The organism is Sandaracinus amylolyticus (genome assembly GCF_000737325.1).
Classification (GTDB): Bacteria; Myxococcota_A; Polyangia; order Polyangiales; family Sandaracinaceae; genus Sandaracinus; species Sandaracinus amylolyticus.
The window spans coordinates 2,657,985-2,680,238 of record NZ_CP011125.1; the positions used below are offsets into that span (position 1 = coordinate 2,657,985).

Sequence of the window (22,254 nt, forward strand, 5' to 3'; positions counted from 1 at the left end):
TGACGCCGCGAAAAATCGGGCACAAAGCATTTGCGTACGGTGTACCTAAACCGCACGCGGAGGTCTCGTCGCATGCCTAGCACTCCTGCTCCGGACGTCGGTGACGTCGCGCCCGACTTCGTCCTGCCGGACTCCAGCGGCGCGCCGCGCCGGCTCGCCGTGCTCTGCGCGGAGCGACCGCACGTGGTCGTGTTCTATCGCGGGCACTGGTGCCCGTTCTGCTTGCGCCAGCTCGGCCAGTACCGCGAGCGCTGGGGCGAGCTCGACGCGCTCGGGTTCGGGCTGGTCGCGATCTCGGTGGACGAGCCGCAGCGATCGAGCGCGCTCGCGGCGCAGCTCGAGCTGCCGTTCCGTCTGCTCTGCGATGCGCGTCGCGAGGTCGTGTCGGCGTACGGGATCCTCAACGCGGGCGAGAAGGGCGGCATCGCGTACCCCGCGACGTTCGTGCTCGATCGCGATCGCACCGTGCGCTTCCGATCGCTCGACCGCACGGCGTCGCGCGCCGATCTCGACGTCGTGCTCGCGTTCCTGCGCGGCGAGGCGGTGCCCGACGCGCCCGCGCGCGCGGGGCTGCTGCCGAGCCTCGGCGACTGGACGCGCACGTTCGGCAACGCGCTCCGCTTCGGGCTGCGCTCGCCCAACGACGACTGCGCGGAGTGCGCGTGAAGGCGCGCCTTGGTGGTACGGTGCGCGGGTGCACGCTCGTGGCCGGTCCCTCCTGATCGCCGCGCCGTTCGCGGTCTTCTTCGTCCTCCTCTCGATCGCGACCAGCGCGTCGGCGCAGCTGCGTCGCGCGACGTCGCCGGTGTGGCAGCCACCGGTGTCGATCGTCGCGCCCGACGACGCGCTCGCGGTGTCGGTGAACCCCTCGGCGCTCGCGTACCTGCGCAGCTGGAGCGCGGTGTACGTGCACGCCGAGGGCGAGGATCGCACGGGGTTCGCGGAGCGCGGCGACGGCATCTACGCGGCGACGCCGCTGCTGCTCGGCTTCTCCCTCGGCGCGTCGGTGGACAGCGTGCGACCGACCAGCGCGTCGGGCGGGATCGAGCACACGATGCTCTCGCTCGCGCTCGCCTACGCGTACGACGACGCGATCTCGGTCGGCGCGTCGACGCGCTTCTTGTGGTCGCCGAATCCCGGGCTCGCCGAGCTCTTCACGCTCGATCTCGCCGCGAGCTGGAGGCCGCTGCCCTACGTCGCGCTCTCCTTCCTGGCGCGCGACGTGACGGGCCCCGGCTATCACGGCGGAGGCGGGTACGTGCCGCGCTCGTTTCTGCTCGGGCTCGCCGTGCGTCCGACCGGCACGCGCGTGCTGACGCTCGATCTGACGGGCGCGGTCGACGAGGACGGTCGCGTGGGCGCGCGCGTCGCGGGCCAGGTCGAGGTGCCGTGGGTGGGGCGCATCCAAGCGGCCGCGGAGGTCGAGCGCGTCGGCGACGAGCAGCCCGACGCGCGCGTGACCGCGGGTCTGATCGTCGACTGGGGGCAGGTCGGCGCGGGCGGCGGCGTGGTGCTCGGCGATGGGTTCGACGACTCGCCCGGCTGGTACGTGACCGCGCGCGTCGAGGGCCACGAGCGCGTAGGCGTGCCGACCGGCGCGTACGTCGCGGACGTGGTGCTCGCGGATCTCGGCGCGCGCTCGCTGCTGCGGGTGTCGCGCCGGCTCGAGCGTGCGATCCACGATCCGCGCATCCACGGCGTGGTGCTGCGCCCGCAGGGCAGCGACATCGGGCTCGCGTACGCGCAGGAGCTGCGACTCCTGATCGACGCGCTGCAGGACGCGGGCAAGCCGGTCGTCTGCATCCTCGGCGATGCGTCGGGCGCGGAGATGTACGCGTGCGCGGGTGCGCGCACCGTGCTCGCCGATCCCGCGGGCGGCGTGCGCCTCTACGGGCCCTCGATCGAGATCACGCACCTCGCGGGGCTGCTGCAGCTCGTGGGGATCCGCGCCGACTTCGTGCGCATCGGCCCGTACAAATCGGCGATCGAGGACTACCAGGACATGCGCTCGAGCGAGGCCGCGCGGGTCGCGCGCGAGGAGAACCTCGACGAGCTCTACGGGCGGTTCGTGTGGGACCTCTCGCGCGATCTCGACGTCGAGCCGGCGCGGGTGCGCGAGATCGTCGACGGCGGTCCATACGTGACCGACACCGCGATCGCGCTGGGCCTGGTGGACGGCAGCGCCGATCCGTTCGACGCCGACGAGGCGCTCACCGACGCGTTCGGGGGTCGCTACGGTCGCGAGCGCCGCGAGCCCGATCTCCCGCGCGAGCGCTGGGGCCGCGAGCCGCGCGTCGGCGTGGTCGTGGTCGACGGCGAGATGGTCGACGGCGAGAACGTCGACATCCCGATCCTCGAGATCCACGCGACCGGCGGCCGCACCGCGGTGGCGGCGATCGAGCACATGGCGGCGGATCCGGCGATCGGCGCGATCGTGGTGCGCGTCGACAGCCCCGGAGGATCGGTGCTCGCGGCGGATCAGATCTGGCGCGCGCTCCGACGCGCGCGCGAGCGCAAGCCGGTGATCGCGTCGATGGGCGCGGTCGCGGCGAGCGGCGGGTACTTCGTCGCGTCGGCGTGCGACGAGATCTGGGCCGACCCCGCGACGCTCACGGGATCGATCGGCGTGTGGTTCGGCAAGGTCGACGTGGAGCCGCTCGCGGAGCGGCTCGGCGTCGAGACGGAGTTCTTCTCGCGCGGCGCGCACGCGGGCGCGGAGTCGCTGTGGAGGCCGTTCACGCCGGACGAGCGCGCGATCCTCTCGGAGATGGTGCGCCGCTGGTATCGCGACTTCCTGCGGCGCGTCGCGGAGGGGCGCGGGATGCGCATGACCGAGGTCGACGCGGTCGCGCGCGGTCGCGTGTGGACCGGCGATCGCGCGCTCGAGCTCGGGCTCGTCGATCGGCTCGGCGGGTTTCGCTCCGCGCTGGTGCGCGCGCGGCAGCTCGGCGGATTGCCGCACGACGCGGACTTCGAGATGGCGCCGGCGCGCCCGAGCTCGCTGCTCGACTACGTGCTCGGCGACACGCCGCTGGGTCGCGCGGTTGCATCGGGCGGCGACGAGGGGAGCAGCGACGCGGGCGCGCTCGAGGTGATCGCGCCCGAGATGCTCGCGGCGCTGCGCGCGGCGTGGGTGATCCGCGCCGAGCAGGGCGCGCGGACGCCGGTCGCGCGCCTGCCGCTCGAGATCGCCTACTGAGAGACCCAGATCTGCGCGCCGAACGGCCCGCCGCCGCGCGCCATGCGCACCTCGAAGCGGTAGAGCCCGGTCTCGGTCGGACAGATCGCGCGCTGCACGCCGATCACCGGCGCGTCGCTCTGCGTGGCGTCGCGCTGGAGCAGCACGTTGTCGGGCGAGTACACGATGAGATCGAGGTCGCTCACGCCGGGCCCGCCCTGGGCGAGCACCTTGTAACAGAGCCCTGCGCGCAGCACCGACGTGAAGTCGCGGCGCTCGCCCTCGGGCAGCTCGCCGCGCACGACGGGCTCGTGCGGGATCATCAGCATCGCCTCGTTCGGCGCGCGCTCGCGGATCGCCGCCTCCAGCGCATCGGCGGGGGGCGGCAGATCCGGCGCGTCGTCGATCTGACGCGGCTCCTCGTAGGGCTCGACGTCGCACCCCGCGAGCGCGGTGAGCGCGAGCAGCGCGAGCCCGAAGCGCCGCATCGCCCGCGTCACAGGCCCATCACCTGCGCGGGCGCGTAGCGCGGGAGCACTTCGTCGGGGGTGGGGCTGAACGTGGCGCTGCCTTGCGTCTGGAGCATGTCGTTCCGACCCCAGCACCAGACTTCGGTTCCCTCGGCGCGCACGAGACACGTGTGATCGACGCCGACGTCCACGAACGTCGCGTCGTCCACGCCCATGACCGCGACCGGGGTCGACGAGCAGTCGCCGGTGTCCGAGTCCGACACGCGGCACGCGGTGTCTTCGTGGGTCTCGTCGCCGTCGCCGAGCTGACCGAAGCGGTTGTAGCCCCAGCACCGCACGCCGCCGTCGCTCAGCACCGCGCACGTGTGGTTCGCGCCCGCCGCGATGCGAGTGACGCCGGTGAGGCCGGGCACGGCCGTCGGGACGATGCGCGCGGTGCGATCTCCCGTCCCGAGCTGTCCTGCATCGTTGCCGCCCCAGCACACCACCGTCTGATCGGCGAGGAGCGCGCAGACGTGCTCGCCGCCCGCCGCGAGCTGCGTGACGGGCATCTCGGGGAGGCCGGTGATCGTGATCGCGCGGCTCGTGCAGCGGTTCTGGGCGGTGCTGCCGGTCGCGCAGTTGCTCGGGAGCGCGGGAGGATCGGTCGCGAGCTGGCCGGCCTCGCCCGAGCCCCAGCACAGCACTTCGTCGGCGGTGCGCGCGCACCCGAAGTCCGAGAAGGTGCCGAGCACCACCTCGACCGCGCCCGTCAGCGCGGTGTCCGCGGGCTCGGCGCGCACGACCGGCACGGGGTTCAGCTCGGTCGTCGAGAACATGCCGCTGCCGGTCTGGCCGGAGCCGTTGTTCCCCGCGCAGCGGACCGCGCCGCCGTCGTCCAGCGCGCAGATCGTGAAGGTCGCTTCGGCGACGCCTTCGACGTCCTCGAGCATCGGGAACGGCTGCGGGGCGTACCGCGCGGCCTCCTCGGGGAGCGAGCCGATGCGGAAGCCCGCCTCGCCCCAGCACTGCGCGTCGGACTCGCCATCGATCGCGCAGATGCTCGTCCAGCCCGCGCTCACGCTCGACGCGGCGCTCTCGAGATCGACGACGACGGGACGCGGTGAGCAGTCGAACGTCTCGACGATGCCGCCGCCGACGCACCGACCGCCGTGGGTACGACTGCCGTCGCCGAGCTGACCCTCCTGGCCGCGACCCCAGCAGAGCACCTCGCCGTTCTCGCGGCGGGCGCAGCTGAACTTGGATCCCAGCGCGAGCTCTGCGATCTCGCAGCCGCTCGTGCACGAAGGACCGGCGTCGGTGCCGGCGTCGCGACCCGCGTCCGACGTGGGCATCGCCGCGTCGACACCGCCGTCCGCCGCGCCGGCGTCGTCTCCACCGACGGTTCCGTCGTCATCGCCGCACCCGACCCCGAGCGCGAGCGCGATCACCAAGGCCACCGCGTGCCGCCATCGTTGCGCGAACATCGACCCTCCCCACGAAAAGGCGCCGAGCCTATCGAGCGAGGGAGGCCTCCGCAACGCGCGATCTCACCGCCCGTGCCGCGACGACGAAGGGCGGGCGTGCGCGTCCAGGCGACGACCGACCGCGCGACAGGCCGCGTTCGGCCGATGCGAGACGCGCACTCGCGGATCGCCGTGCGTCAGAACGAGCCCCACACGCGGAGCTCGGCGCGCTCGGCGTCCACGTGCACGGCGGCGCCGGCGTTGCGGTCGCGCGTCGCGTCGCGCACGAGATAGATGAACGGCACCGAGAGCAGCGGGACCGCGTGTGCGATCAGATGCGCGCCGAGCCACGCCGGCTCCGTCGCGAGCGTCAGGGGCGGGCCGATGGCCTCGCCCTCTTCCGTGAGCTGCCAGATGCCGACGCCGGCCAGTGCCGCACCGGCCGCCGCGGGAATGAGCGACCACCACGGCACGCCTTCCTCGTCCGGCAGCAGGAACGGCAGTGCCATCGTGAGGAGCGCGCCACCGCCCGCTCCCGCGCCGAGCACGATCCAGCGCGTCGTGAAGATCCTGTCCTGCGCTTGCGCGTAGGCGACGGTCATCTCGACGTGGTCGAACTGCTCGTCGAACGTCGCCCACGCGGCTTCGAGCTCGGTCCAGTAGTACCAACCGACGCCCAGGCCCGCGGCGCCGCCCAGCGCGAGGATCGAGCCGAGCACGATCGACGCGACGTTCGGCGCGCCACCGCCGCCGCCCGCCTCCATCCGCGCGGGCTCGCCCATGACCCCGCCGGTCGGCGCAGCGGCGTCGACCGGCGCGTCCAGCTGACGTCCCGAGAGCACCGCCGCGACCGCCTCGCGGCTGCGCGTCATGTCGATCGGCTCGGGCACCGGCGCCGAGCCCACGAGCAGCGGGCCCTCGTCGCTCACCGCGAACGCACGCACCGCGAGGTTCCGGCCGTCGTCGACCGCCGCGAGCATCCTCGTCGCGCCGAGCGCGTGCGCGATCAGCGCGACGTCCTCCGGCAGGTGGTTCGCGAGCTGCTCGCGCGACGTGTACACCAGCGCGAGCGCCGGGCGCGTCGTCAGCCGCTGCGCGAGCTCGGCGTGGATCATCACGCGCGTCGGCGAATCACCCGCGACCTGCACGGGATGCACGCGCCCCGCGCGATCCGCGGCGCACTCGATCTGCACCACGTACGGCCCCGGGGGCAGCGGAAGCCGCGCCCACGGCGTCTGGCCCATGCGGCGACCGTTGACGCGGATCGCGCAGCCCTCGGGATCGGTCGGAGCCGCGTGCACCGCGAGGATCCCGCCCTCGCCGCGCTCGAGCGACGCGCGCGTCTCGCTCAACAGGTCGCGCACGCTCGGCGGATGCAGGCGCTCGTCGGCGCGCAGATCGGGCACGAGGCGCAGACACACCTGCACCTGCTGTCGCGCCGCGCCGAGGTCGCGCTTCTGCACGTGGGCGCGCACGAGATAGAGACAGAGGTTCGCGACGTCGCTCGCGCTCTGCTCGTCGCGACCGAGCCCCGCGAGGTGCGGATCGAGCTCCGCGAGCAGCGGCTGACCGACGTCGAGCCCCTGCTGGTTGCGGCCGAACGCGACGTCCTCGAGCACCGCTTCCGCGGCCTGTCCGAGGCGTCGCGCGATCTCGGGCGGCGCCGCGCGGAACGGCTCGCTGAGCGCGCTCTCGACGCGCGCGACCGCGCGCTCGTTGGGGATCACGCCGCCGACGGTCGCGCTGAGCGCGGCGGCGGAGTGATCGGCGGTCTCGATCGCGCGCTGCATCTCGGTGGGACGCGTGGTCGCGACGATCACGCCCCACGTGTCCTGCGCGTGCGCGGTGCGCGCGGAGATCGACACGAGGACGCAGAGGAGCGCGCTGGTGAGCGCGCGGCGGGATGGCTGGAGCTGAGGCATGGCGCTGGGACGGGTCATCGAGACGGGCGCTCGGTCGTTGCGTCGCGAGGTGCGCTCATCGCGCGAAGCACCCGCGCGCGCTCGGGCGTCTTCATCGGACCGTCGTACAGCGCGAGGAGCGCGTCGAGCGCGCGGGCGTGCGCCGGCGTGCCGCGGTGCGCATCCATCGTCTGCCAGAGGAATCGCTCGAGCGCTCCGAGATCCTTCGCGCGCAGCATCGCACGCTCGACCAGCGCGATCGTCGCGGGCTCGCCCGGCGCGACCGACTCCGCGCTCGTCAGGAGACGCAGGGCGAGCCGAGGGCGGCGCAGCTCGTCGAGCGCGATCGTCGCGCCCTCGCGGAACGCCTCGGCGCGCTGCGCCGCGGGACGTGCCGTGTCGTTCGCGCGGAGGATCGCGTCGTCCATCTTCGCGCTCGACGCGCGATCGCCGCGCCTCCGGATCAGCGCGGGCAGCAGCGCCTGCGCGACGATGAACAGCACGAAGAGCAGCGCCGCCGCGAGCAGCGCGGCGTTGATGGTCGTCATCGCGAGGCCTCGCGCTTCTTGCCTCCGGGACGGCCTCCCTTGCTCATGCCCTTCGTCGCGCCGCCCTTCGCTTCGGCGGCGCGCACCTTCGCGGGCGCCGCCCACGAGCAGATCGGGCACGCGCTCAGATCGTGGCGCAGCGCGGGGCAGTGCTCGCGACCGAAGTAGATGATCTGCAGGTGCAGCTTGTCCCACTTCGATCGATCGAAGAGGCGCTTGAGGTCCGCCTCGGTGCGCTCGACGCTCGATCCGTCGGAGAGCCCCCAGCGCCACGCGAGCCGGTGGATGTGCGTGTCGACCGGGAACGCCGGATGGCCGAACGCCTGGATCATCACGACCGACGCGGTCTTGTGGCCGACGCCGGGCAGCGCCTCGAGCTCCTCGAACGTGCGCGGCACCTGACCGCCGTGCTCGGTCGCGATCTTCGTCGCGAGACCCTTGAGCGCCTTCGCCTTCTGCGGCGAGAGCCCGACCTGGCGGATGTACGCGAGGATCTCCGCCTCGCTCAGCGCCGCCATCGCCTCGGGCGTGGGCGCGGCCGCGAAGAGCGCGGGCGTGACCTCGTTGACCTTCTTGTCGGTGGTCTGCGCGGAGAGCACGACCGCGACGAGCAGCGTGAACGCGTCGACGTGATCGAGCGGGATCGGCGGGCTCGGGTACAGGCGCTCGAGGATCTCGAGGATACGAGCTGCCTTCTCGTCGCGCTTGAGCACGGGCGCGTTCATTCGGGCCCCTTTCATCGGGCGGAGTGTAGTGCCCGAGGGCCGGGACGACAGAGGGTCGGGGAATTTGCTCGGTGGATCCGCGCTTGGTAGGTGGGGCCATGCGGAAGGCTCGGATCGTCGGGATCGTGATCGGGATCGCGGTGTGCGCGGTCGCATCGTGCGTGGCGTGCTCGGGCGGGACGGAGCCCGCGACCCCGCCGCAGCAGGCGGAAGCGCCGCCGGCGCCCACTCCGCCGACCCCGCCGCCCACGCCGACGGCGGCGCGCACCCAGGGCGAGCAGCGCGGGCTGCTCGTCGCGAGCTCGCAGTTCCGCGTCGAGAACGGCGCGGTGACGGCGACGCCGGGCCCGGCGCGCCTCGAGATCCTGACGCCCGACGGTGATCAGTGGCGCGCCGAGGTGATCGAGGATCCCGGCAGCAACGTGTTCCACAAGGCGCTGTGGTGGCAGCCGCCGACGGGCGAGCCGGGGCTCGTCACGCTCGGTGGCATGTCCGCCGCGGTGAAGCTCTGGCGTCGCGGCGCGAGCGGGTGGACCAGCGAGACGCTCTGGACCGAGGAGTTCGGCGGGCAGTTCAACCGCATGCGCGACGCGGAGATCGCGGACGTGTACGGCGACGGCGCCGCGATCGCGGTGGCGACGCACGATCAGGGTGTCGTCGCGACGGTGCGTCCGGGCGCGAGCGGGTGGACGATCGATCGACTCGATCGCGAGCCGAACACGTTCGTGCACGAGATCGAGATCGGCGATCTGAACGGCGACGGGCAGCTCGAGATCTACGCGACGCCGAGCGAGCCGAACGATCTCGGTGGCGGCGAGCAGAGCGGGCAGGTCGTGCGCTACGTGCCGCGCGCGCAGCAGGGCCGCACGGTGGTCGCGGACCTCGGCAACCGTCACGCGAAGGAGATCTGGGTCGGCGACGCGGACGGCGACGGACGCGACGAGCTCTACGTCGCGGTCGAGGCGCTCACGCGCGGCGCCGGCGCGCAGCTCGAGATCGTCGAGCCGGTCGAGATCCGTCGCTACGACGCGGACACCGCGCCGACGGCGCGCAACGTGATCGCGCGCATCCCGGGCGAGCGCCTGACGCGCTTCCTGACCGTGGGCGACGTCGACGGAGACGGGCGCCGCGAGATGGTGATCGCGACGTTCCGCAACGGGCTCTGGCTCGCGCGTCCGGGTCGCGATCCGCGCGGCGAGTGGTCGCTCGAGAGCATCGATCGCGAGTCGAGCGGGTTCGAGCACGCGGCGCTGCTCACCGACCTCGACGGAGACGGCAAGGACGAGCTCTACGTGGGCGCGGACGAGCAGGGCGAGCTGCGCCGCTACGTGTGGGTGAACGGGCGCGCGCGCCGCGAGGTGATGCTCCGCCGCGAGGTGCCGCGCGCGATCATGACGTGGAACCTGATGCCGGTTCCGCTCAGCGCCGTCGCTCCGCGCTGACGTCGCGAGAGAGGCTCGAACGAGGACGCGCCGGGGCACCTGCTCCTGCGCGTTCGCTTTTGGGCCTCGCCTGAGTGCTCGTCCCGGAGGGCCCGGACGGGAGCGCGCGCAGCGCGCGGACGGAAGGGACCGGAGCGGCGAGCCGATTTCTTTTTGGGTAGCCTCGATCCTGCAGGCGCGTTTTCGATCAGAAACGCGCGAGCCCGGAGGAACCGACGGGCGTGGACGCGGGGCGCGAGGACGGGCTGGAGGTGGCGCTCGCCGCGGCGCGCGCTCGCACGATCGGTGCGGGCGGCGTCGACGTGGGCGCCGTGTTCGACGCGCACGGCAAGTACGTCGCGCGCGTCTTGCGCTGTCTCGGGGTGCGCGATCAGGAGCTCGCCGACGTGTGCCAGGAGGTCTTCCTCGTGGTGCAGCGTCGGCTGCACGAGCTCGATGGTCGCGCGTCGCTGCGGACGTGGCTGTACGCGATCTGCGTGCGCAAGGCGCTCGCGGCGCGTCGTGACGCGGCGCGACGAAGGGCGCGCGAGGCACCGGAGTCGAGCGAGCCGATCGGCGAGCGCACGCCGCAGGACGAGCTCGAGCGCACGCGGCGTCTCGCGCAGGCGATCGAGATCCTCGGCGGCATCGCCGAGGACAAGCGCGCGGTGTTCGTCCTCTACGAGGTCGAGCAGCTGCCGATGCCGGAGGTCGCGGAGATCGTGGGCTGTCCGCTGCAGACCGCGTACTCGCGGCTCTACGCGGCGCGGAAGGAGATCGCGGAGGCGCTGCGTCGTCTGCGCGCCGGTGGGAGGGCGGAATGAGCGGCGGGATGCACGACGACGACGCGATGCTGCGCGAGCTCATCGAGGTGCTGCGCGGCGCGGCGCCGGAGGGCGAGGCGCTCGCGGCGCTGCGCGCGGAGGTGGTCGCGGGCGCGTCGCGTCGCGGCCGCGGCGGGTCCGGCGGCGCGTGGGTGATCGCGGGGATCGTCGCGCTCCTCGTGAGCGGCGGCGAGGTGGCTGCGGCGCCTGCGCGCGAGGTGGTGCGCGCGCGTGACGTGGAGCCGACGAGCGCCGTCGCGCCCGAGCCAGCCATCGTCGACGAAGCGCCGGTCGTCGTGCCGCACGAGGAGCCGGCGGGCACGCCCGTCGCGGCACCGCCTCGAGCGCGGCGGCGAGCGCGCGTCGAGGTCGCGCCCGAGCCGGCGCTCACCGACGACGCGTGGCTCACCGCGCTCGCGAGCGTGCCTGCGAGCGCGAAGTCCTCGCCCGCGCCGAGCGACGCGCCCTCGACGCTGTACGCCGACGCGCTGCGCGCCTACGCCGCGGGTCGCTGCGACGACGCGACGCCCATCCTGCAGCGCGTGATCGAGGGCGAGAGCGAAGACGCGCCCGCTGCCATCGAGCGCGCCGAGCTCCTGCTCGCGGAGTGCCTCTTCCGCAGCGGCTTCGTGCAGTCGTCGTTCGCGATGGTCGACGCGATCGCGCGTCGCGGCGAGGTGCACACGCAGCACGACGAGGCGCTCGATCTGCTCGGTCGGATCGCGCAGCGCGCGCCCGATCCCGACGCGCTCGTCGAGACCGTCTCGCACTACTCCGAGGATCGGCTGGTGCGGCTCGAGGGCACGCCGTCGCACGACGCGCTGCTGCACCTCCTCGCGCGCGCTCGCTACGTCGCGGGCGACTTCGACGCCGCGGCGCGGCTCTTCGCGCGGGCGCGAGTTGGTACACGCTGGTACGTGCCATCTCGCTACTGGGAGGGCGTCACGCACGTGCGCCGTCGGCGCGCCCAGCCCGCGACGCGCGCGTTCCAGGCGGTGATCGACGCGGTGGGTACCGATCGCGACGGAGGCAGCGGCGAGCGCGAGCACCTGCGCGATCTCGCGCGCATCGCGATCGCGCGCGTCGCGTACACCGCGGCGACGCCGGGCCGCGAGGGCGCCGATCCCGCGCGGCAGACGGTGCTGCTCGAGCGCGCGCTCGAGGCGTGGCAGCGCGTCGACTTCGGGAGCGCCTACGGACCCGACGCGTTCTTCGAGGAGTCGTGGGCGCTCTATCTGCTCGGCGAGCACCCTCGCGCGCTCGGCCACGTTCACGGCCTGCTCTCGCCGCAGCTCGAGGATCGCGTGCACCCGGAGGCGCTCGTGCTGCGTGCGACGATCTACTTCGAGCACTGCCGCTACGAGGCGGCGGAGCGCTCGGTCGCGGACTTCCACGCGCGCTACGACGCGCTGCTCGAGGGCATCGCGGCGCAGGAGCGCGGCCTGGACGATGCCGACGCCGCGTACGCGCTGCTCGACGCGGTGCGCTCGGAGCGCGGTCCCTCGGGCGTGCTCGGTCGCGTGCTGCGCGCGTCGTTCGCGGATCGCGCGATCGCGCGGCAGCTGGTGCTGGTGCGCTCGATCGACGCGGAGATCGCGCGCGTCGATCGCGCGTCGTTCGCGAGCACGTCGGTCGCGCAGCACGTCGCGCAGGAGCTCGCGATCCAGCGCTCGCTCGCCGTCACGCGCGCCGGCGAGTCGGTGCGCGCCCGCATCGCGCGGCTCGCGGACGAGCTCCGGGCGCGCGCCAACGAGATCGACACCGTGCAGCTCGAGATCGAGACCGCGCGCCGGCGCGCCCTCGAGGAAAACGTGCCGCTCACGCGCGAGCCCGAGCGTCCGACCTCGATCGTCGCGGTGCAGGGCGATCAGATCTGGCCCTTCGACGGCGAGTACTGGGACGACGAGCTCCCCTATTACCGCGAGCACGTGACCTCGATCTGCACGCGCTGATCCGGTACATCGGCGGGCGTGCACGTCGTCGTCGCGATCAAGACGCTCATCGTGGTGTACGCGCTGGCGTCCTCGGTGCGCGCTCGCTTCCGCGCGGGGATCGCGGCGACCGTCGTCATCGCGCTGCTCTCGATCGTGCTGCCGATCCTGAACCTCACCGATCACGCGGGATCGCTCGGCGCGCGCGTGCTCGAGCGCCCGTACGTCGCGCCGTCGCTGAGCGGGATCGTGGGCGCGGTCACCACGCGCCTCGCGTTCCGCGCGGTCGACGCGGAGCGCGAGCCCGCGCGCGTTCCTGCCCTCGAGGGTGCGGCGTACGCGCTGCTCGGGAGCACGCTGCTCGATCTCGGGCTCGCGGTGATCGCGGGGCTCGTGCTGCACCTGATGGAGCGCACCAGCGCCTCTTGAGCGCGCGTGCCAAGACTCCGGGGATATCGCATGCGACGTCCCGACGACCGTGATCCCCGCCCTGCGCCGCCCCATCGCGGCAAGCCGGTCCAGCGCCCGACCAAGCCGCCGCTCCGCGTGCAGACCACGACGCTGTGGGAGTACCCGTCGCAGCACTACGGCGCGGGCATGCAGGGCGATCAGCGCTATGTCGGCGCGACGCCTTCGTACGTCGTGTGGAACCTGATCCAGCGCTACACGCGCGAGGGCGATCTCGTGATCGATCCGATGTGCGGCTCGGGCACGACGATCGACGTCGCGAAGGACACGGGGCGTCGCGCGCGCGGGTTCGATCTCGCGCCGTACCGCGACGACATCGAGAAGTCCGACGCGCGCAAGCTCCCGCTCGGCAAGGAGAGCGTGCAGCTCGTCTTCCTCGATCCGCCCTACGGCGATCACATCGACTACTCCGAGGATCCCGCCTGCATCGGGAAGCTCAGCGCGTACGACCCGCGCTACTACGAGGCGATGGGCCAGGTGCTGCGCGAGTGCGCGCGCGTGCTCGTGCCCGGCGGCGTGATGGGCCTCTACGTCTGCGACTACTTCGAGAAGAAGAAGGGGTTCGCGCCGGTGGGGTTCCAGCTCTTCGCGCAGATGGCGTCGCTGCTGGTCCCGCTCGATGTCGTGGCGGTCACCCGGCACCACAAGACGCTGAAGATGGGCAACTACCACAAGGCCGCGGAGGAGCAGAACTTCTTCCTCCGCGGCTTCAACTACCTCTTCATCGCGCAGAAGCCGGAGCGCGCCGCGCCCGCGCCGCGCCGTCGTCGCTGAGGCTGCCGAGTCGCAAGGCGCTCAGAAGCCGAGCACGCGCACCGGCGCGCTCGAGCCGACGCGCGGCGCGCCGTCGCCGAGCTGCCCGAAGTCGTCCTCGCCGAAGCACGCGACGCCTCCGTCCTCGAGCGCGACGCACGCATGCTCGAAGCCGATCGAGTAGCGGCGCGCGCCGAACGCCCCGACGCGCACGTCGGCACCGAAGTGCGGCAGGAGCACCGGGAAGCACCCGAGCGATCCGTCGTCGTGCACGACGCAGCTGCGCCCGCGCTCGCCGGCGCCGACCTGCAGCGCACGCGCGAGCCCCGCGATCTCGTGAGGCGGGAACGGCCCTTCGGCGCGCCCTGCCGGGCCCATCGAGCCCCAACACGACACGCGCTCGGTCGCGAGCAGCGCGCACGTGTGATGCGTCCCCGCGCTCACCTGCACCGCGTCGACGACGCCCGGGACCTGCACCGGCGTGAGGATCGCCTCGACGCGCTCGACGCCGAGCTGGCGCTCGAGGTTCTGGCCCCAGCACCACACGCTGCCGTCGTCGCGGACCGCGCACGTGTGGCGCCAGCCTGCTTCGATCTGCTCGATGCGATCGAGCGCGACGACGCGCATCGGCGTGGTGGTCGAGCTCGTGTCGCCGTGACCGAGCTGGCCGAACGCGCCGTGGCCCCAGCACGTCGCGCTGCGATCCGCGAGCACCGCGCACGTGTGCTGTCCCGCGGCGCTCACGCCGCGCGCGCCCGTGATGCCGGGGACGCGCACGGGGCGGTTCGTGGTGCTCGTCTCGACGAGGCGCACGCCGATCTGACCGTGGAGGTTGTGGCCCCAGCACCAGATCTCGCCGCGCCGCGTGCGCGCGCAGGTGTGCTGCATGCCCGCGGAGATCTCGGCGAAGGCCTCGTCGTGCATCACCTCGACCGGCGCGTCGCGATCGACGTAGGTGCCGTCGCCGAGCTGGCCGCTCGCGTTGTTGCCCCAGCAGAGCGCTCGACCTGCGCGCAGCGCGCAGCTGTGTCGCCAGCCCGCGGAGACGATCTCGACGCGCGGGCTCTCCTCGCCGGGATCGCGCCCGCCGTCGTCCAGCGGGATCGTCGCGCCGTCGACGTGCGCGTCGCGCGGGATGCTCGCGTCGCGCATCCCGGGATCGAGCGGCGTGCCCGCGTCGACGAGCCCCGGGCCGTTCGGGCTCGACAGCGGATCGAGAGGCGAGCGCGCGCCGCATCCCGATGCGATCAGCGCGAGAACGGCGGCGAGGGCGAGCGTGCGCACGAGCGTGGGTCGCGCCCGTGCGTGAGGTTTTCCACACGGGCGGGGCTCAGCGCGGCACGCAGAGGCCCGACGTGTCCCCACTTCGCTGCGGCATGCACGTGCTGCTCTCGTCGCAGGGGTGGGCGTCGTCACAGACCGGCCAGCACCGCGCGTCGGCGCCGCCCGCGCGCGCGCACGCGTGATCGGCGGGGCAGTCGATGCTGCGATGGCAGACCTCGCCCGCCGGCGTCGTGCCGATCGCGCGACACGCGAAGCCGTCGGCGATCGCGCCGTCCGCGTCGATCACCGTCGCTGCGTCGCACGTGGCGAACGACGGGCACTCGGCGCCGAATCGCGTGCAGGTCGGCACGCAGTATCCGACCGGCGGGGCGGTGAGCGCGTACCAGCGGCACGCCTCGCCGTCGCCGCACTCGTCGTCGGCGCGGCAGATCGCGCGGCACACGATCATGTCGTCGCCGAGGCTGCCCGCGGTGCAGGTGAGGTCGGCCCCGCAGTCGTCGGTGCCCGAGCCGCCCACGGTGCACGCCTCGCCCGCGCTCGCGGCGCCGCGGCGCACGCACGCGCTCACGATCGGCACCGGCGCGTCGAGCCCGAGGTTCACCGGCGCGCAGCGCTCGTCGGCCGCGCACACGTCGTCGGCGGTGCAGCACGCGTGATCGAGCGTGCGCGTCGACGACGCGCGCGCTTCGCACGAGAACGCGATCGACGCGTCCTCGCATGCGATGTCGAGCGCGCCGCGATCGCGCCGCGCGGTGCACGCGAGCCCGCCCGCTTCGAAGCGCATCACGTCGCCGTCGACGGTCGCGTCGATCGCGCCGAGGCTGCCCGAGATCGTCGCTGCACATCCGTGCTGCGCGATGCACAGCGTGCCGAGCTCGAGCGCGGTGCCGCGCAAGCAGGTCTCGTCCAGCGAGAGGCCGTACGCGCCCTCGAACGACGCGCACGCGCTCGCGTCGATCCGGGCGATCGCGTCGACGGGTGTGCTCGCGTCGACGGGATCGCTCGTGGCGTCGTCTCCGCACGCGAGGAGCGAAGCCGAGAGGAGCGCGAGCGCGAGTCGTGGAAGAGCCTGCACGGGCAGAAGGAGTAACACGGTGCTCGGTCGCCTCACTCGCTCCAGCAGCATCGGAAGCCGGTCGAGTAGTCGCGGTGCGAGACGTCGTGGGCCGTCGTCGCGTAGAGGCAGCCCGGCCCGTTGCGCGCCGTGTCCACGTAGAAGCCGCCGCGGAACGTGCCCGCGGGATCCGAGGTCCACTCGTGCAGGTTGCCCATCATGTCGAGCGCGCCGCTCTCGCTCTCGCACATCGCGTGATCGCCGGTGCGCGCGAGGGAGTCGGGCAGCTGGCTGAGGCACGGGTGATCGAGCTCGGAGTAGATCCAGTCCGCGCTCGTCATGAAGTACTCGACCGCCGGGTGCTGCGCGCGCGCGTCGTTGCACCAGCCGGGCATGCGCGTCGCGCCGTACGGATAGGTCGCGCCGCTCGAGCCCTGGCAGGCGCGCAGCCACTCGGCGTTCGTGCACAGGCGCTTTCCCGCTTCCGCACACGCCGCGGCCGCCTGGGTCTCGCGGACGTAGCCCTGCGGGACCGCGCCGCGCAGCGACCGCGCGCGCACACGCGCGCCGACCGGCTCGAAGTACGGAGACCACCCGCGCGTCGAGCCGTCGCCGAGCACCTCGACGAGCGACGCCTCGAAGCGGTCGATGCAGAACGCGTCGGTCACGCGCACCATCCCCGCGGGACAACCGTCTTCGCCGGGCTCCTCGACGAGGCCTTCGTTGGGAAGCGGGCGCGCGTCGGGATCACACGTCGACGTGCTGCCTCCGTCGGGCGGAGGCGAGGCCGTGCAGCACTGGACGCTCGCAGGGCCCGGGCAGAAGCCGGGCGTCGACGTGCCCTCGCACGACGCGACGTCGACGCAGCGACCGGGCGCCCCCGAGACCGCGCACGAGCCCCAGTCCGACGCGCCGTCGAGCGACGCGTCGGACATCGCGCCCGCGTCGTCGAGCGACGCGTCGAGCGCGACCTGCGCGTCGTCGCGGGCTGGGGCCGCATCGAGCCCCGCGCCGCCGTCGGCGACGTCGCGCGGGGTCGGTCCACAAGCGAGGGCCGTCGCCGCGACGGCCGCGAGCACGAAGGCGCGCACGCGATCGGGATAACACGGGGCGCTCCGGATGCGGAGGTGGGCCGCCCGCGTGCGGGCGCATGGGCGGGGTGGGCGCGCCCATGTGCGCGAGCGTCAGCGCTGCGCGAGGCGGAACTGCACCTCGGCGACCATCGAGGGGATCGAGCGCAACCCGATCTTGCGGCGCACGTCCGCGAGGAGCGCGCGCACCGAGCCGTCCGCGAGCGTCATCGCGCTCGCGATCCCCGCGCAGTCGCGGCCGCGGTGGGTCCACCAGAGGACCTCCGCTTCGCGCGGCGTGAGGCGCCATTCCTGGCAGGCATCCTCGAAGCGCATCGCGCGACGGCCCGCGGCGCAGTGCGCGGCCGCGACGAACTCGCCGAGCGCCGAGACGCGCTCGATCGCGTTCTCGTCGGCGCGCACCACGCGCGCGCGCGGCGTCGTCACGAGCGCGGCGTGCGGCGAGCAGAGCAGCAGCATCGGGATCGCGAGCTGCGCGGCGTGGAGGTCGAGGATCGCAGCATCGGCGGGCGATGCATCGGCGGCGACGACGCCCGCCGGGCTCGCGATCGCGTCGAGCGCGTCGAGCGCCGCGTCGAGCGTCGCGACGACGTGGAGCGTCTCGGACCAGCTGCCGAGGTGCGGCAGCAGAGCGCCGAGATCACCGAGCGCGACGACGACGTGCGTGGTCGGCGCGAAGGGGACGCGGCGGGCGATGCCGGGCCGCGAGGCGGGCGGACGAGCGCGGAGTGGGCGAGCGGACACGTCGCGTCACGAAGCGCGAAGCGTGCCAGCTCGCGATCAGCGTCCGAGGATCTCGTCGAGGTACGTCCGCTCGTCGCCGCAGAAGGTCGTGCGCGCGAAGCCGCTCTGCTGCGCGCGCTCGCCGAGGGGGCGATCGCCACCGCGGTCCATCAGGCATCCGTCGCCGTCGGTCTCGTTGTGGAACGCGGTCGCGGCGCCGTAGGGCTGGGCCATGCCGAGGCTGTGCCCGAGCTCGTGCGCGGTCGTCTCGCCGATGATCGACGCGAGCGCGGACAGCGCGCGCCGCACCGCCGCGATGCGCTCCGCGTCGCCTTCGCCGCGCACCTCGGCGAGCGTCGCGGGCGCGCGGCGCACCGGGTCGAAGAGCTCGTCGAAGAGCGGCTCGGGATCGGGCGAGCTCGGCGGGCGCTCGCCGGGCACGTCGGGATGCGACGACCACCAGAGGAGCGACTCGACGAACACGCCGCCGTAGCCGGGATATCCGTCCATCTGCGTCTCGGCGTTGGCGCCGCCGATGCGATCGAAGAGGCGCAGGTTGCCGATGTCTTTGCCCGGCGAGTTGTCGTAGCCGAAGAGCCCGTTGCCGTTGGGATCGGGCCCGCCGATCTCGACCACCGCGAACGCGGTCGGATCGAAGTCGTCGGGCTCCTCGAGCCGCACCTCGAGCGACCAGCTCTCGTAGATCTCCTCGATGCGCGCGACGATCGCGTCCTCGATCGCGCCCGCCGCCGCGCCGAGCCCGAAGCGCTCGAGGCTCGAATAGAAGCCGGGCAGGAAGCGCAGGTGCACGACCTGTCGGATCGGCCCGAGCACGAACGAGAAGGGCACCGTCGCGCCCTCGATCTCGTCGGTGCCCGCGATCACGATCGGCGTCGCGGTGCCGACGAACTCGCCGCGCGCGGCGCCGAACAGCGCGGCGACGACCACGTCCTCGCGCACCTCGGTCTCGATCACGAGGCGCACCTCCGCGCCCGACACGAAGCGCGGCACCAGCTCGAGCGCATCGAGCGTCTGCGCGGTGCCGCCCTGCGGCGTGAACGTGCCCTCGAGGCGGATCAGCGAGGTCTCGCTCGGGCGATCACGACCGCCGAGGAACCCCGCCCCGCGCACGCGCAGCAGCTGTCCGAGCGACGCCATGCGCGGCTCGACCGAGAAGAGCTCGGGGCCGCCGAAGCGCAGCGTGGTCGCGACGGGCGCGGTGTCGCGGCCCTGACCGCCCTCGAGCGTCGACTCGAGGCGCATCGTCCCTTCGAACGTGCCCGGCCACACGCCGCCGAGATCGGTCGTGAGCACCACGATCCCGCGATCGCGCGCGGTGCGCTCCGCGAGCGTGATCGGGAGGCGCGCGTCGACCGCGCTCGTCGCGCCTCCGAGCTCGCGCGTGAACGTGCCCTCGAAGTGCGCGAACGTCTCGCCTTCCGTCGCGGAGACGAACCCCGCGCCGCGCAGCACGACCACGTCGTTCCGGTGCACGTCGCCGCTCGGCGCGGCGTCGAGCGAGAGCGGGAGATCGCGCGCGAGCTCCCACGTGTCGTCGAAGAGATCGCTGCGATCGTGCTCGCCGCGGACCGCGAGCGTCACGTCGACGAACCCCTCGCCGAGCGCCTCGATCAGCGAGCGCGGCACCTCGAAGAGGAACGCGTCGTCCTCGTCGTGCGGGACGCTCGGCAGATCGAAGGTCGTGCCCTCGGTCGCGACCTCGAGCACGGGCTCGGCGCCCACGGCGTCGAGCCCGACACCGACGACGCGCAGCACCGTGCCCGCGAGGATGGGCTCGGGCGCTTCGACGAGCGTGATGCGCGGCGCAGGAACGTCGGGCGGGCGCGTCGGATCGGGATCGCCGCACGCGACGGCGAGCGCGAGCGCGAGCGCGAGGGACCGCGCGCGCATCACGACGCCGGCACGCATGCGAGGTGGAGCGTGCCGCCCACGTCGTCCACGAAGTCGCACGCGTAGCCCTCCGCGTCGCGACAGCGATCCACGTCGCTCTCGCACTCGAGCACGCACGCGCTCACGCCGCCCGTCGTCACGCAGAACGTGCCGCTCTCGCAGTCGGCGTTGGTGCGGCACCCGGCGCGCGCGCAGTAGCCGCCCGGCCACGCGAGGCATGCGCGCTGTCCGCCGCACGTCGTCGCGTCGGCGCACGCGGCGCCGTTCGCGCCCGCGCCGCGCGCCCCGCATGCGCGACCTTCCGCGAACCACTTGCAGGCCTCCGTCGAGCGACAGTCGGAGTTCACCGTGCACGTCGCACCGCAGTGACGCGCCGCGCTGCCCGGCCCGTACACCGGGCACAGGTGCGAGGCCGGGCACATCGCCACGGACGTGCACGCGTCGCTGCGGCACACGCCCGCGTCGCACACCTCGCCCGACGCGCAGCCGCGCGTCGCCGTGCACGACGTGATCGGCGTCGTCGTGATCTCTCCGACGTACGTGTTCGCCGCGGTCGAGAAGCCGAGCACGCGCACGTAGTAGGTGCCCGCGGCCGGAAGGTCGGCGTCGATCGCCTCGGTGTCCCCGGTGCCCTCGGAGATCGCGATCCGCGTCCCGTCGGGGCCCTGGAGCTCGAGATCGAGATCGCCGATCGCCGCGTCGAACAGGATCTCGACGTGGGCCGCGCTCGCGCCGGTCACGGTGAGCGCGACGAAGTCGTCGTCGTCCGGGCAGATCGTGCCGTCGAAGTCCTGCGTGGTGAGGCGACGCGCGGTGGCCCGCGTGTCGTCGGGCTCGAACGCGTCGTCGCTGCAGCACGCGAGCGGCGCGCGCGTGATCGAGAGGTCGTAGGCGTTCTGCGCGCTCGCGTACCCGAGCACCTGCGCGACGACGCGGCCGGTGTCGCCGAGGCAGAAGCTCGCGCTCTCGCGATCCATCGTGCTCGCGCTCGACGCCACGATCGTCCCGCTCGGCGAGAGCAGGCGCAGATCGAGATCCCCCGCGTCGTGCTCGAAGCCGTCGATCGTGACGGTGACGAGATCGCGGAACGCACCGTCGATGCGGAAGAAGTCGGAATTGCCGCCGCAGATCTGCAGGTCCGCGTAGGTCGTCATCGACGCGAGCGTCGCGTCGTCGAGCGCGTCGTTCGGCTCGAGCGCGTCGTCCGTGCACCCGCTGCTGCCGCCGCACACCGCCGCGACGTCGCCGCACGCCCGACGGGTCGCGCCCTCGATCGTGATCGCGTCGCCGCACGTCCCCACGGTGCACGCGCTCGCCGCGCACGACGTGAGGCAGCGCGCGCCGCCCGCGGCTGCGACGCAGATGCCGCTCGCGCACTCCGTCGACCGCGTGCACGGCGAGCACTGCCCGAGATCGCCGCCGGTGCTCGCGCCACCGACCGCGAAGAACGCGACCACGGACGAGTCGGTGCGGTGATCGCACGCGGTGCCGGTCGCGTCGTCGTTGTCGGTCGCCGTCGCGAGATAGAACACCTCGGCGTCGGCGCCCTCGGCGAGGCCGAGCGAGGGGATGCGCGCGCGCCACTCGCCACCCTCTGCCGGCGCGAAGACGACCTGCTCGAACGTCGTGACGTCGGGGCTCGCGCGATCGTCGGGCGCGGTGCGCGACCAGTAGAGCAGCGGCGCATCGCGCAGACCGACGTCGTCGCTCACGCGGATCCGCACCTCGTAGCCGCTCGAGCTCGTGACGCGCTCGCCCTCGAGCGGCGCGACGAGCGTGATCGCGGGCGCCGCCCCGGGGCAGCCGCTCGTCGGACCGGTGCGCAGCACGACGACGTAGTCGTGCGGCACCGGAGGATGATCTCCGTCGTCGGCCTCGAGCTCGATCGTCCAGCGCTCGCTCGCCGCGATTTGATCGCCGGTCGGGCACCACTCGAAGCGCGCGCTCTTCGCGCCCTCGTTCGCGATCAGCGCGCCCTCGGGCAGCGGCGCGCGCTCGCGGATCTCGACGGTCGGCGTGTCGTCGTCGCGGATCTCGACGTCGAAGCGCACGCAGGGATCGCGCATCAGGTCGTGGGTGCCGCCCGCGCCAGGGCGCAGGAAGACCGGCGCCGAGTCCTCCGACGGCACGACGTTCACGACGACGCGCTCCCCGTCGTAGCGCTCGCCCGACGGCGAGGTGATCTCGAAGAGCAGCTCGTGACGTCCGACGTGGCTCGCGAGCGGCGTCCAGCGGAACTCGCCGCGCTCGGGCGAGCCGGAGAGCGACGTGACGCTCTCGAACGCGGCGAGCGGCGCGCCCTCGATCGATACGCGATAGCGGAGCTCGCGGCCCGCGTCGTTGCGCACCGGGAGCTCGATCGAGAGCGTCTCGCTCACGCGCGCGTCGACGGGGAGCACCGGGAGCAGGTCGGGCGTGTCGCCGTCGGGCTCGCACGCGAGCAGGACGATCGCGAGCGCGAGGAGTGGAGTCGTGGAGGACCGCAAAGCAGGGCGATTCTAACGCGACGGTTTGCCGAGGTGTGCAT

Annotated in this window: 18 protein-coding genes; 7 read left to right on the top strand and 11 right to left on the bottom strand. The window is 73.4% G+C overall.

Annotated features, from left to right (window positions below):
• The first annotated feature begins 72 nt into the window (after positions 1–72).
• Both DB32_RS11180 and sppA read left to right on the top strand, forming a co-directional pair.
• Complete coding sequence (locus DB32_RS11180; RefSeq protein ID WP_053232413.1) at positions 73–666, top strand: peroxiredoxin family protein; 594 nt, start codon at positions 73–75, stop codon at positions 664–666.
• Between the two features lie 28 nt (positions 667–694).
• A complete protein-coding gene (gene sppA, locus DB32_RS11185; protein WP_053232414.1) occupies positions 695–3,199 on the top strand; it encodes a signal peptide peptidase SppA in 2,505 nt (834 codons plus the stop codon).
• Here sppA and DB32_RS11190 read toward each other — a convergent pair.
• The 5 genes from DB32_RS11190 to nth form a co-directional block, all read right to left on the bottom strand.
• Entirely contained in the window at positions 3,193–3,678 is a 486-nt protein-coding gene (locus tag DB32_RS11190; RefSeq protein ID WP_053232415.1) for a hypothetical protein, read from the bottom strand. The genes sppA and DB32_RS11190 overlap by 7 nt on opposite strands.
• Positions 3,675–5,114, bottom strand: coding sequence for an RCC1 domain-containing protein (locus DB32_RS11195; RefSeq protein ID WP_083457313.1), 1,440 nt, complete (start codon positions 5,112–5,114; stop codon positions 3,675–3,677). Before DB32_RS11195 ends, DB32_RS11190 begins: the two co-directional genes overlap by 4 nt.
• A 176-nt stretch (positions 5,115–5,290) precedes the next feature.
• Entirely contained in the window at positions 5,291–7,015 is a 1,725-nt protein-coding gene (locus DB32_RS11200) for a PEGA domain-containing protein (protein WP_053232417.1), read from the bottom strand.
• A gap of 14 nt (positions 7,016–7,029) precedes the next feature.
• Positions 7,030–7,542 carry a hypothetical protein gene (locus DB32_RS11205; protein WP_053232418.1) on the bottom strand — a complete coding sequence of 171 codons (513 nt, stop codon included), beginning with the start codon at positions 7,540–7,542 and terminating at the stop codon, positions 7,030–7,032.
• Entirely contained in the window at positions 7,539–8,267 is a 729-nt protein-coding gene (gene nth / locus DB32_RS11210; protein ID WP_083457314.1) for an endonuclease III, read from the bottom strand. The genes DB32_RS11205 and nth overlap by 4 nt, the downstream gene beginning before the upstream one ends.
• A 98-nt stretch (positions 8,268–8,365) precedes the next feature.
• Here nth and DB32_RS11215 point away from each other — a divergent pair, with 98 nt between their 5' ends.
• The 5 genes from DB32_RS11215 to DB32_RS11235 all read left to right on the top strand — a co-directional run bounded on the left by DB32_RS11215 (position 8,366) and on the right by DB32_RS11235 (position 13,685).
• A complete protein-coding gene (locus DB32_RS11215; protein ID WP_053232419.1) occupies positions 8,366–9,709 on the top strand; it encodes an FG-GAP repeat domain-containing protein in 1,344 nt (447 codons plus the stop codon).
• Positions 9,710–9,930: 221 nt separating this feature from the next.
• Positions 9,931–10,512, top strand: coding sequence for an RNA polymerase sigma factor (locus tag DB32_RS11220; RefSeq protein ID WP_240481190.1), 582 nt, complete (start codon positions 9,931–9,933; stop codon positions 10,510–10,512).
• Positions 10,509–12,464 carry a hypothetical protein gene (locus DB32_RS11225; protein WP_053232420.1) on the top strand — a complete coding sequence of 652 codons (1,956 nt, stop codon included), beginning with the start codon at positions 10,509–10,511 and terminating at the stop codon, positions 12,462–12,464. The genes DB32_RS11220 and DB32_RS11225 overlap by 4 nt, the downstream gene beginning before the upstream one ends.
• An 18-nt stretch (positions 12,465–12,482) precedes the next feature.
• The gene (locus DB32_RS11230; protein ID WP_053232421.1) at positions 12,483–12,872 is read left to right on the top strand and encodes a hypothetical protein; all 390 of its coding nucleotides are present in this window, start codon (positions 12,483–12,485) and stop codon (positions 12,870–12,872) included.
• A gap of 30 nt (positions 12,873–12,902) precedes the next feature.
• The gene (locus DB32_RS11235) at positions 12,903–13,685 is read left to right on the top strand and encodes a TRM11 family SAM-dependent methyltransferase (RefSeq protein ID WP_053232422.1); all 783 of its coding nucleotides are present in this window, start codon (positions 12,903–12,905) and stop codon (positions 13,683–13,685) included.
• A 21-nt stretch (positions 13,686–13,706) separates the two neighbouring features.
• On the opposite strand, the gene DB32_RS11240 is transcribed toward DB32_RS11235, so the two are convergent.
• From DB32_RS11240 to DB32_RS11265, 6 genes are all read right to left on the bottom strand, one after another.
• Positions 13,707–14,948 (bottom strand): RCC1 domain-containing protein, encoded by a 1,242-nt coding sequence (locus tag DB32_RS11240; protein ID WP_053232423.1) that lies wholly within the window; start codon positions 14,946–14,948, stop codon positions 13,707–13,709.
• Between the two features lie 46 nt (positions 14,949–14,994).
• The gene (locus DB32_RS11245; RefSeq protein ID WP_053232424.1) at positions 14,995–16,023 is read right to left on the bottom strand and encodes a hypothetical protein; all 1,029 of its coding nucleotides are present in this window, start codon (positions 16,021–16,023) and stop codon (positions 14,995–14,997) included.
• Between the two features lie 32 nt (positions 16,024–16,055).
• Positions 16,056–17,093: an SUMF1/EgtB/PvdO family nonheme iron enzyme gene (locus DB32_RS11250; protein WP_053232425.1), complete on the bottom strand. Its 1,038-nt coding sequence runs from the start codon at positions 17,091–17,093 to the stop codon at positions 16,056–16,058.
• Positions 17,094–17,186: 93 nt separating this feature from the next.
• Positions 17,187–17,837 (bottom strand): helix-turn-helix transcriptional regulator, encoded by a 651-nt coding sequence (locus DB32_RS11255; protein ID WP_053232426.1) that lies wholly within the window; start codon positions 17,835–17,837, stop codon positions 17,187–17,189.
• A 36-nt stretch (positions 17,838–17,873) separates the two neighbouring features.
• Positions 17,874–19,727 (bottom strand): zinc metalloprotease, encoded by a 1,854-nt coding sequence (locus DB32_RS11260; protein WP_169791415.1) that lies wholly within the window; start codon positions 19,725–19,727, stop codon positions 17,874–17,876.
• Complete coding sequence (locus DB32_RS11265; protein WP_053232428.1) at positions 19,727–22,213, bottom strand: PPC domain-containing protein; 2,487 nt, start codon at positions 22,211–22,213, stop codon at positions 19,727–19,729. Before DB32_RS11265 ends, DB32_RS11260 begins: the two co-directional genes overlap by 1 nt.
• Between the last annotated feature and the right edge of the window lie 41 nt (positions 22,214–22,254).